This is a genomic window from Fusobacterium sp. (assembly GCF_032477075.1).
In the GTDB taxonomy this organism is placed as follows: Bacteria; Fusobacteriota; Fusobacteriia; order Fusobacteriales; family Fusobacteriaceae; genus Fusobacterium_A.
In genome coordinates this window covers 1-11,390 of sequence record NZ_JAWDXO010000052.1, presented here as the reverse complement: position 1 = coordinate 11,390, position 11,390 = coordinate 1, and the positions used below count along the sequence as shown (strand labels likewise).

Here is an 11,390-nt window from a genome sequence, read left to right as displayed (position 1 = left end):
GAAGATAAAGAATACAGATGCAGGGTATTATAAATTGGAGAAGCCAAAGAAAGTGAAGGACATCATAAAAATAGGAGCAGAGCTAAGATATGAGACAAGGTCAGGACATAGCATAGGATTTGAAGTGACAAGACAAGAAGGAAGTGTAGATGCAACAAGATATGGAGTAAATTTAATGTACAGATTCTAAAGTTAAAAAAGAAAATGAGAGTGGATAGATTTGAAAATCTACTCTCATCTTTCTGAAATTTAGAGTAAATGTATAATTTTGGAGGAAAAATGATAAAATTAACAAAAGAAGAATTAGAAATTTTAGGAGAAAATAAAGATGGAATAGCTCAATTATTAGTAAGAAAAGCTGTTCTTAATGAGATGAAAACTAAAGAATATACTGAGGAAGAGAAAAAATATCTTGAAGAAATGAAAATTAATATGGAAATGGAGTTTTATTTAAACTCAATAGCACAAAAGACAGTTCAAATATTTGATTATGAGCTTTTAGAAGTTTATAAGAATAATGCTGAATTATTAAAGGATAAAAATACAGTGGAAGTATATCCACAACTTCAGCAAGCTTTATTTAATCAAAAACTTGGAGAGGAAAAAGTAAAAGTAATAAATGAACTGGTAGAAAAATATAAAATAAATGATATTTTAAAAGAATATGTAAAAATAGAAGAACCAGAAGAAAATAAAAAATAAAAAAGAGCAGTTAGGTCGATTGACTTAACTGCTTTTTAAATATATAAAATTAAATTTGCCAGCATTTACATTGCTCTATACGCTTTCCTTCATCCCCTTGTTCCTTATCATACGCAAATGATACAAGAAGTTCACATGGAAATATATCACATTGTCCACAGTGTTCAATAGTTTTTTCCTCACAGCATGATTTTAATGGACAGCTGTCACCCCAGAAAGGTTTAGTAATATTAATACATCCTTTGCATCCTACTTCTTCTTTATAATGGCATTCTTCACAAAGTATTCCACATCTTGATTGAATCATAGTATCCTCCCTGTATATTAATCTATAATGATAATATTTCCAGTGTTATTGTATATAAAGTTTTTTTTGTTTTCTTTCAGTATTTTAGTAACTTTTTCTCCAGTACAGTGGGAAACTCCAAAGAATTCTATATTACATTCATCAAAATATTGAAGAACTTTTTCTATTCTTTCATCACTAGCTTTTGATAAATGAAGTCCACCTATAATTCCATATATTTTCTTTTTAGTACGGCATTTTATATTTTCAACTATATTAGCTATCCCTATGTGAGAGCATCCGCAAACTATTAATAAACCTTTACTTGTATCAATTCCCAATACTAATTCATCATCCATATTATCAAGAATATAATCATCATATATTTTTCTGAAATAATATCTTGCAGGAACTTCAAAATTATTCAGAGATTTAAAATTTGTAAAAAGAGTTATATTTTTAGAAAGTCTAAATTCATCACTGTCTATGTAATTTATTTTTATTCCTTTACTTAATACATATTTTTCATTGAAATTATTTCCAAGAAATTCATGGATAACTCCAGTTATTCTATGTTTTTCTTCAAAAAATGTTTTACTTATATGAAGTGTAAAATTACTATTAAAATTATCTAGAAGTTTTCTTATACCTCCAGTATGGTCAAAGTGACTGTGACTTAATACTACATGTTTTATCTCAATCAGTGGAATATGGAGTTTTTGAGCATTAAAAATAAAATTTCCACTTTTACCAGTATCAAAAATTAAAGAGATATCTTCATCTTCAATGAAGAGAGATAAGCCAAATTCATTTTTTAATTCTTTGTTGTCACCAGCTTCATTTTCTATTAAAGTAGTTATTTTCAAATTAACACCACGCCTTTATTTGAATAGAGTTCCATTATGATGAGAGATGATTTTTTTTAGAGAAAATCAATAAACTCCAGAGGAATTATTTTTAGAATTCTTGTACCTGTGAAGAGAATTATGTTTGGTTACTATTGGATTCTCCTATAGATGGACTATTTAAATCTCTTTCTATATTATTTAAAGAGCTTATTGAAAAATTAGTCATTAAAGTATAATTTTTAGTATTATAAAGACTTTCCTCTGAATAATTTTATATATTATACCATAATAACAAGAGATATTAAAATAATATCATTACATTGAAATTTCAATTTTTTATAAAAAGAAATTGAAAAAATACTGAAAAATTAAGTTTTAAATGTATATGTATAATAATATAATTTTTTTAGATAGAATTTCAATTAATGAAAAGATATTAAAAATATGCTTTATATGAGATAAAAATTAAAGACAAATAAATATATTTAAAAATAATAGTACATATTTTTTACAAAAGTAATTTTTTATAAAAAAGTAAAAAGATGTACGGATAAAAAAAGAAATATTAATTGAATTAATTTATAAAACTTTAATATGCTATTGTATACAATGGATGAAATATATATTTGAGTGTACGCTTTTAAAATTTCATTTTAAAGATATTAATTGAAAAATAAAAATACAAGTTTTATATAGAAAATATGATTAAATAATGCTATAATAAAGAAAATCAAAATATAATTAAAAAATATATATAAAATATAGAATTAAAGATTTTTGTAATAACTTAAATCCATTTTATCTGCTTCAACAATGTATACTTATTTAATCGTTATTATTTATTATTAAATATGAAAGGAGTAATATGGTCTTGAGGATCATATACATGTTATTATGAATTATGATGAATTAAGAACTATTATTTTAAATGAAAGTGAAAATGCTATTTATATATCTGATCCATTTACATATGAGTTGGTATATATGAATAGATTTGGAATGAAATTACTTGATATAAAAAAACAAGAAGATTTAGAAGGAAAAAAATGCTATGAATTACTTCAGGGTGAGAAGAAGCCTTGTGAATTTTGTACAAATTCAAAATTAGAAAAAAAGAAATTTTACACATGGATGCACTATAATAAGAAACTTAATGAACATTTTTATATAAAAAATAAAAATATTGAAGTAAATGGAAGAAAATTACGTCTGGAAATAGCCACTAATATCACTAAAAATGAGATGGAAAAGCAAAGGTTAAAGTTTGAACTTTCTAATGAACAAACTTTAGTGCAGTGTATTGAGACTTTAGCGAAAAATAATAATACTGAAATGGCTATAAATGAGTTATTAAAAATAATTGCAGAATTTTATTGTGGAGATCGTGCTTATATATTTGAAATAAATTATGTTAATCAGACAATTTCCAATACTTATGAATGGTGTGGAGAAGGTATAAGCAATGAAATAAGAAATCTTCAGAAAATACCTCTAGAAGCAGTAGAGCGTTGGCTGGAGGAATTTAAGAAAAAAGGAGAATTCTATATTACATCTGTTGGAAAAAATGTAAAAAAAGAAAGTATTGAATATGAAGTATTAGTTGCTCAAGGAATAGAAAGTTTAGTAGTAGCTCCTTTGATGGAAAATAATGAAATAGTTGGATTTTTAGGTGTAGATAATCCAGCAATTAACACGAATAATCTAACTCTGTTAAAATCTGTTACCTTTTTTGTCATGGATGATATTAATAAACGTAAACTTTTGGCTAAACTTGAAGAGATGAGCTTTATGGATATACTTACTGGTTTAGGAAATAGAAATAAATATATAGAAACTCTTGAAAGAATAGAAAAAAATCCTCCTGAAACCTTAGGAATAATCTATGCAGATCTCAATGGACTAAAGATAATGAATGATACTTATGGACATGCTTATGGAGACAAGATATTGAAACGTATTGCAGAAATATTGATAAATATATTTAAGAAGGATGTTTTTCGTATAGGTGGAGATGAATTTGTAGTTTTTTGCAAAAACATAACGAAGGAAAAATTTAAAACTAATGTAGAGTATTTAAGAACAGCAGTAGATTTAGATAAAGAAATAAGTTTATCTATTGGATTTCATTGGAATACAGGAGAAATAAAAATAGATGAACAGATAGCTTATGCAGATAAACTTATGTATGATGAAAAGAAAACATACTATAAAGAGAGTGGCCAAATGAAATAATCATATAAAAAACCAGTTAGATAGCTGGTTTTTTTATGTGTATATAGATAGTAATAAAAATTAATCTTTTTTGCTGCTGCATGAAGGAATTTGCTTTCTTTGTAAAAACTTTTCTCCCCAATTACACATTGTATCAAGTATAGGAATTATAGTTTTTCCAGAGTCAGAAAGAGAGTATTCTACTTTAGGAGGAACTACAGGATAGACAGTTCTGATAATCAAATCATGTTCTTCAAGCTCCCTAAGTTGCTGAGTCAGCATTTTAGGTGTAGCTTGTGGAATAAGTTTTCTAAGTTCACTATATCTCAATGTTTTGTCTATCAGATGCCAAAGTATAAGAGATTTATATTTGCCACCTATAAAGTCTAAAGTTGCTTCAATAGGACAACTGTATATTTTATTTTTCATTATAATCCTCCTTAAAAAATTTACAGTATCTTTTTAGATACTATAATACAAAAAAGTGCATTCTTGCTAATAAGAAAATTTGTGATATGATTATATCATAGGGAAGTTGAAAGAGCAATTACTATATTATAAATTTCTGTGCACAGCTTTTATATAAATTTATTGAAAACTTAAGGAGGAATAAAATGGGATTTTTAGAACTTGCTAAAGAGAGATTTGCATGTCGTGACTATGCTGATAAAAAGGTAGAGAAAGAGAAATTAGAAAAAATACTGGAAGCAGGAAGAATATCTCCAACAGCAGCTAATATGCAGTCTCAAAGACTTCTTGTTATACAGGAAGAAACAGGACTTGAAAAATTAAAAAAAGGAACAGATGTATATCAAGCTCCATTAGTAGTAATAGTATGTGGAGATAGAGAAAAAGTATGGAAAAGGCCTTTTGATGGAAAGAATATGGTAGATATAGATACAAGTATAGTTACTACTCATATGATGTTAGAAGCTAAAGAGCTTGGACTGGATACAGTATGGATATGTTACTTTAAACCTGATGTTATAAGAGCAGAATTTAATATTCCAGAAAATCTTGAACCAGTAAACATTCTGGCTATAGGTTATGGGAATGGTAACAAAGCAGATACTGAAAGATTTGATAAAGTTCGTAAACCCCTTTCAGAAACACTATTTTATGAGAAATTTTAAATAAAAAAAGGGAAGCTGTCTTAATATTTTTTCAGTCAGCTTCTTTTTATATTAAAATCCCATATTTTTATCAACAATAATAACTTTGATTCTGTTTTTTATGAATTGTCCTTCAATAGTAACAAAAGAATTGCATATTCTTTCAGAATGATGGCAGTCTATGCAGTATCCAAGTTTTGCACAAGGAGTATTCTTTTTGAGCCGTACAGCATCAAGTGGTGCAGCAGTCTGCCTTGCTCGGTGTACAGCATGATCTAAATCAGGGACTATTTTATTTATTCCAACTACTATTATTACTTGTTTAGGCCCATAAATTATAGGAGCAACCCTACTTCCATTTCCATCTATATTAAATATTTTGCCATCTTCAGTTATTGCATTGGCACTGCTTATAAAGGTATCAGCAGAAAAATTTTTGATATAGATCTCTCTTTTTTCCTCTTTTGTTAAATTTTCTTTATATTTATCAAGAAAAAGAAAATTATTATTTCTAAAAAAATTATATACTCCTGCTTCTTCAAGGGTCATTGAGTCACCACAACCAATAACTGAATTTTCAAGAACCAGTTCTTTTATTAAATTAATTAATTGAGGTATATCTTCAGCAAAGTATCCTTTCATATTTCTTTTTTCAAGATTAGAAATTATATTATTAAGTACAGTTTGAGAAATATTCATAATACCTCCTGTTATTTATTTAAAATTTTTTTTATTTTATAAGTAATATCTCCTTTAATTGTACCACCATGATAGCATACTATCTGTTGAATATCATACTCTAAAAATTTTCTTATAGAATTTATTGCTTCTTCCATATCTAGAGTATATTGAGGATTAGCTAAAAAAAGCCTTTCATTTTCTATTATCATAGCATCTCCAGTAATAAGTGTTTTGAACTTTTTAGAATAAATAGAGATATGACCAGGCATATGTCCAGGAGTAGAAATTATTTTTATTCCACCACACCAGTCTAATTCATGATTTCCATCTATTGTAATATCAACAGGAACATGTTTTATAGATTTTAGCATATTATGGAAATAGTCAGCATTTAACCTTTCTTTCTCAGAGAGAGTTGGATATATTTTTTCAGCCTGCTCCAGTCTTAAAGATTTTTTCATTCCTTCAATATATGGCTTTTCTACCAAAGAAGAAACTACTTGTATATGAGGATATTTTTCTTTTATTTCATAGAGAGCACCCATATGGTCATGGTCATGATGTGTTATTATTATTTTTGTAAGTTTTGAAAGATCAAAATTATTTTTTTGAGCTTCTTTTTCTAAAAGAGGAAGAGAATCAGGAGTTCCACAATCTATAAGAATATTTTCTTTATCACTTTGAATGATAACAGGATGAATAAAATTATTATTTTCTGTTGCTGAAATAAAATTAATATTCAAAGGTATTAATCTGTCCATATTTATTCTCCTTTACTAATTAGAAAGAGTAAGCTGTGTACTGTCTATATCATGTTCACGGAAAAAAGTCTCAATTTTAGTTTTAGTTTCTAAAAGCATTGATTTTATAAGTTCAGTTTTCTCTTCTGTCATTCTAAATGAAGGAACACTTACACTGATAGCAGCAAGTATATCATTTTCTTTAAAAAGGGGGACACTGATACAGTCAGATTGTTCATTTACTTCTCCATTTTCAGTTGCAATCATAGTTTGTCTTATTTCTTTAAGCTGATCTGCAAGTACTTCAAAGTCAGTTATAGTATTAGAAGTATATTTTTTCAACCCATCAGGGTAAAGTTCTTTTAATTCTTTGATATTTTTTTGGCAGAGCAGAGCTTTACCTAAAGCCGTACAATAGGCAGGAAGTCTTTTTCCCACATATGAAATGATACGGATGGGATCATCAGAATCTACTTTTGCTACATATAATACCTTTCCTCTGTCAAATATCCCCATTTGGCAGATTTCATTAGTTTTTTTCACAATATATTTCATTTCAGATTTTATGAACTGAAGAGCATTCATATTGCTCGTATAAGCTGATCCAACGCAAAAAGACCCTATACCTATACTATACTTATAAGTGTGTACATCAAAAAATATAAATTTACGTTGAGCCATAGTATGAATTAAAGGCAGTATACTGCTTTTAGGTGCATCAATAGCTTCAGCGATCTCTGTCAAAGTTAAACCTTCTTGATTAGCAGCCAGTAATTCAAGAATATTAAGTACACGAGCTGTAGGTCTGTGTTCAGTCTTTGCCATGAAAAGGCACCTCCTAAATATTAATAATTTGATTATATCAAATTTTAAACAGTTTGTATATACATACAAGAACTACATATAAATAAAGTATAATTAATTAAATTGTAAATTTTTTTTCTATAAAATATGCTTAAAAATGATGATTGAAAATAATGATAAAAATTTTTTAATAGAACATATTGACTTATATATAAAAGGATGTTATTATTATTTTGTAACGATTCGCATATAAAAACTAAGTTTGTATATACGAATCAAAGTGAAATTTTTAAATACTTATAAATATATAAAATTGATAGTTAGTTTAAAAAAACAAAAATAATTAATTTAGGAGGAATGGAAATGTCAAATGGGAAAAGAAGTAAAATAATCTTAGAAGGATTGAGTACGCAATATTATAGAGCAACATTCAAATCAATGGGTTATACCACTGATGACTTGGAAAGACCAATAATTGGAATAGCAAATTCATGGAATGAAGGGGTTCCAGGACATTTTAATTTAAGACAAGTAGCTCAAAGAGTAAGAGATGGAATTTATCGTGCAGGAGGAACTCCAGTTGAATTTGGAACAATAGCTTGTTGTGATGGTATGGCTCAAGGACATAAAGGAATGCACTATATTCTTCCTTCAAGGGAAATTATTTGTGATTCAGTAGAAGCTTTTGCAGAAGCACATCGTCTAGATGCTATTGTTTTGTTAGGTTCTTGTGATAAAATTGTTCCAGGAATGCTTATGGCTGCAGCAAGGTTAAATATTCCTTGTATTCTTCTTCCTGGTGGTCCTATGGAAGGTGGAATTGTCTTTGATGGAAGAGAATCAGATCAAACATCAAGTGCAGAAGCTTATGGAATGCTTACAGCAAAAAAAATAACAGAAAAAGAATATACAACTCTTGAAACATTATCTTGTCCTACTTGTGGTTCTTGCTCATATCTTGGGACAGCAAATACAATGTGCTGTATTTCAGAGGCTTTAGGAATGACATTACCATTTGGTGGAACAATACCTGCTTATTCAGCAGCAAGGTTAGCTATTGCTGAAGAAACTGGTAAAAAAATAGTAGAATTAGTTGAAAAAAATATTACAGCAAGAGATATTATTACAGAAGGTGCTATTAAAAATGCAATAAAGCTTTGTTTGGCTATTAGTGGAAGTACAAATGCTGTAATGCATTTGACTGCTATTGCTCATGAAGCTGAACTTGATATAGATGTATTATCAGAATTTGATAAATTATCAAGAATTACACCTCATATTGCAAAAATAAATCCATCAAGCAAATATAACTTGATAGATTTCCATAAAGCTGGAGGGGTATATAAAGTTATGAGAGAGCTTCTTCCAGTTTTAGATAAAAATGTTATGACGGTTTCAGCAAAAACTATGGAAGAAAATATAAAAAGTGCAATATCTTTATATCCAGAAAATAAAGAAGTTATAAAAACCTTTGAAGAACCATTTGGATATCAAGGAGGAGTGGCTGTATTAAAAGGGAATCTTGCTCCAAATACAGGAATCACTAAGCCAGGTGCTTTTGATAAAAGTTTATATCATTTTATAGGTGAAGCGATTGTATTTGACAGTGAAGAAGAAGCAGAAGAAGCTATTCTAGAGGGAAAAGTAAGAGATGGACATGTAGTTGTAATAAGATATGAAGGGCCTAAAGGCGGACCAGGAATGAGAGAAATGTTTAAAGCTATGAAGTATCTATATGGTAGAGGTTTAGGAAAAACAACAGCTCTTATTACAGATGGTAGATTTTCAGGAACAAACAATGGATGTTTTGTAGGTCATATTTCACCAGAAGCAGCTGAAGGAGGACCAATAGCAATAGTAGAAAATGGAGATAAAATTGAAATAGATGTAGAAAATAGATCTTTAAAGCTTTTAGTTTCTGACGAAGAAATAGCAGCAAGATTGAAAAACTGGGAAAGACCAAAACCTAAATTTACAAAAGGTTATTTAGCTTTATACTCAAAACTTGCAGCTTCTGGAGCAGAGGGTGCTATACTAAAATATAATAACATTGATAAAAAATAAGGGGAAGGTGAAGAAATGAGTGTTTCAGCTTTAGGAGCTATATTAGGATTGGTTATTTCAATAATTTTGATTTTAAGAAAAATAGTACCAACATATGCCATGATTATTGGAGCAATCCTTGGAGGAATTATAGGTGGAGCCGGACTTGGAGGAACAGTAGAGTATATAATATCTGGTGTAAAAAATATATCACCAGCTATTATTAGGATAGTTACTGCTGGGATATTAGCAGGAACTTTAACAGAGTCAGGAGCAGCAGCTAAAATTGCTGAAGTAGTAGTAAAAAAATTAGGAACTAGAAATGCATTATTATCTATGACATTGTCAACATGTGTATTGACAGCAGTGGGAGTTTTTGGAGATGTGGCAATTATAACAGTAGCTCCAATAGCTATTCAAATAGCCAAAAAGTTAGACTATAAAAAGCTTGGAATACTAATAGCTATGATTGGAGGAGTAAAGGCTGGTAATGTAATCAGTCCAAATCCAAATGCTATTGCAGCAGCGGATAGTTTTAAAGTTCCTTTAACTTCTATTATGATGGTAGGAATACCTTGTTCAATAATTGCAATAATTGTAACTGCAATGATAGCTAAATATCTTTCTAATAAAGGAACTGATGTAACTGTAATTGAAGAAAATAAAAATGAAGAGGATTTGCCTAGTATCTTGGGAGCATTAGCAGGACCAATAGTAACAATTTGTATACTTATCTTAAGACCAATAGCTGGTATAGTAGTTGATCCACTGATTGCACTTCCAATAGGAGGTATTTGTGGAATAATTGCTATGAAAAAGACAAAGGATACTATTGAATATTTAGAAGTGGGATTGAGAAAAATGAGTGGAGTTGCTTTATTGTTAATAGGAACAGGAGCATTAGCAGGAATAATAGCAAATTCAAATCTTAAAGATGTGATAGTAGAAGGAATAAATGTAATAGGATTCCCACCATATCTGTTAGCTCCAATAGCAGGAATACTTATGGGAGCAGCAACAGCTTCTTCAACTGCTGGAACAACTTTAGGATCACAAATTTTTGGACCAACTATATTGGAATATGGATTAGCACCATTAGCTGTAGGTGGAATGATTCATGCAGGAAGTTTTGTTTTTGATGGATTACCACATGGAAGTTTCTTCCACATAAGTGCAGGAAGTGTTAATATGGAAATAAGTGAAAGATTAAAATTAATAATTTGGGAATCTTTAGTAGGGATAGGAATGGTAGGACTTTCTACAATTCTATTTGGAGCTTTTAAATTAGTAGGATAAAATAATAAAATGAAGAGGAAGGATGGCTTTAGAGAGGATTTTATCCTAAAGATGTCATCCCATTCTTCTTTATTAGGAAAAAAATATAAAGGAGAATAAATTATGAAGAAAGCAAATTTTCTGACTCCAGTAGTAACTGCATTTGATGCAAACGGAAATCTGGATGTTCAGGCTAATAAAAATATATGGGATCATCTTATTAAAGGTGGAGTAGATGGACTTGTAATTATGGGAAGTACAGGGGAATTCTTCTCTATGACTACTGAACAGAAAAAAGAACTTATTAAACTGGTAGTTGAATATGTAAATAAAAGAATAAAGGTATATATAGGAACTAGCTGTATGACAGTAGAAGATACAGTTGAACTTTCAAATTTTGCGCTGGAAACAGGAGCAGATGCTGTAATGATAATAAGTCCATACTACTTTGCCCTTTCTGATGAAAGTGTAGAATTCTTCTATGACAAAGTAGCAGAAGCTGTAAAAGGAGACATCTATTTATATAATTTCCCAGATAGAACAGGACATGATTTAACTCCAGAAGTAACATTAAATCTTCTTAGAAAACATAAAAACATAGTAGGATTCAAAGATACTGTAAGTGAAATGGGACATACTAGAAAACTTATGACAACAGTATTGAAAGAATTTCCTGATTTTGTAGTAT

General features: G+C 29.0%; 13 protein-coding genes. 7 read left to right on the top strand and 6 right to left on the bottom strand.

Annotation, left to right across the window (positions count from 1 at the left end; translation table 11 throughout):
• Together E6771_RS14865 and E6771_RS14860 are read left to right on the top strand one after the other, a co-directional pair.
• Positions 1-190: hypothetical protein (locus tag E6771_RS14865; RefSeq protein ID WP_316091980.1), on the top strand; the 190-nt coding region annotated here is incomplete at its 5' end.
• 89 nt (positions 191-279) lie between these two features.
• A complete protein-coding gene (locus E6771_RS14860; protein WP_316092124.1) occupies positions 280-702 on the top strand; it encodes a hypothetical protein in 423 nt (140 codons plus the stop codon).
• Positions 703-751: 49 nt separating this feature from the next.
• Here the strand turns inward: E6771_RS14860 and E6771_RS14855 are convergent, their stop codons facing one another.
• Together E6771_RS14855 and E6771_RS14850 are read right to left on the bottom strand one after the other, a co-directional pair.
• Positions 752-1,009 carry a DUF3795 domain-containing protein gene (locus E6771_RS14855; RefSeq protein ID WP_316092123.1) on the bottom strand — a complete coding sequence of 86 codons (258 nt, stop codon included), beginning with the start codon at positions 1,007-1,009 and terminating at the stop codon, positions 752-754.
• Between the two features lie 17 nt (positions 1,010-1,026).
• On the bottom strand, positions 1,027-1,854 hold the full coding sequence (locus E6771_RS14850) for an MBL fold metallo-hydrolase (RefSeq protein WP_316092122.1): 828 nt from the start codon (positions 1,852-1,854) through the stop codon (positions 1,027-1,029).
• 876 nt (positions 1,855-2,730) lie between these two features.
• Here E6771_RS14850 and E6771_RS14845 point away from each other — a divergent pair.
• Positions 2,731-4,068 (top strand): GGDEF domain-containing protein, encoded by a 1,338-nt coding sequence (locus E6771_RS14845; protein WP_316092121.1) that lies wholly within the window; start codon positions 2,731-2,733, stop codon positions 4,066-4,068.
• Positions 4,069-4,128: 60 nt separating this feature from the next.
• Here E6771_RS14845 and E6771_RS14840 read toward each other — a convergent pair whose 3' ends face one another.
• Positions 4,129-4,476 (bottom strand): helix-turn-helix domain-containing protein, encoded by a 348-nt coding sequence (locus E6771_RS14840; protein ID WP_316092120.1) that lies wholly within the window; start codon positions 4,474-4,476, stop codon positions 4,129-4,131.
• A 185-nt stretch (positions 4,477-4,661) separates the two neighbouring features.
• Here E6771_RS14840 and E6771_RS14835 point away from each other — a divergent pair, with 185 nt between their 5' ends.
• Positions 4,662-5,180: a nitroreductase family protein gene (locus E6771_RS14835; RefSeq protein WP_316092119.1), complete on the top strand. Its 519-nt coding sequence runs from the start codon at positions 4,662-4,664 to the stop codon at positions 5,178-5,180.
• 51 nt (positions 5,181-5,231) lie between these two features.
• Here the strand turns inward: E6771_RS14835 and E6771_RS14830 are convergent, their stop codons facing one another.
• Genes E6771_RS14830 through E6771_RS14820 form a run of 3 tightly spaced genes read right to left on the bottom strand, consistent with a single transcriptional unit; the run spans position 5,232 to position 7,405 of the window.
• A complete protein-coding gene (locus E6771_RS14830) occupies positions 5,232-5,858 on the bottom strand; it encodes a lactate utilization protein (RefSeq protein ID WP_316092118.1) in 627 nt (208 codons plus the stop codon).
• Between the two features lie 11 nt (positions 5,859-5,869).
• Complete coding sequence (locus E6771_RS14825; RefSeq protein WP_316092117.1) at positions 5,870-6,601, bottom strand: MBL fold metallo-hydrolase; 732 nt, start codon at positions 6,599-6,601, stop codon at positions 5,870-5,872.
• Between the two features lie 15 nt (positions 6,602-6,616).
• A complete protein-coding gene (locus E6771_RS14820) occupies positions 6,617-7,405 on the bottom strand; it encodes an IclR family transcriptional regulator (RefSeq protein ID WP_316092116.1) in 789 nt (262 codons plus the stop codon).
• Between the two features lie 342 nt (positions 7,406-7,747).
• On the opposite strand from E6771_RS14820, the gene ilvD reads away from it, so the two are divergent.
• The 3 genes from ilvD to E6771_RS14805 form a co-directional block, all read left to right on the top strand.
• Positions 7,748-9,448, top strand: coding sequence for a dihydroxy-acid dehydratase (ilvD, locus tag E6771_RS14815; RefSeq protein ID WP_316092115.1), 1,701 nt, complete (start codon positions 7,748-7,750; stop codon positions 9,446-9,448).
• Between the two features lie 15 nt (positions 9,449-9,463).
• The gene (locus tag E6771_RS14810; protein WP_316092114.1) at positions 9,464-10,723 is read left to right on the top strand and encodes an SLC13 family permease; all 1,260 of its coding nucleotides are present in this window, start codon (positions 9,464-9,466) and stop codon (positions 10,721-10,723) included.
• 102 nt (positions 10,724-10,825) lie between these two features.
• The coding region (locus E6771_RS14805; RefSeq protein WP_316092113.1) for a dihydrodipicolinate synthase family protein at positions 10,826-11,390 on the top strand (565 nt) is incomplete at its 3' end.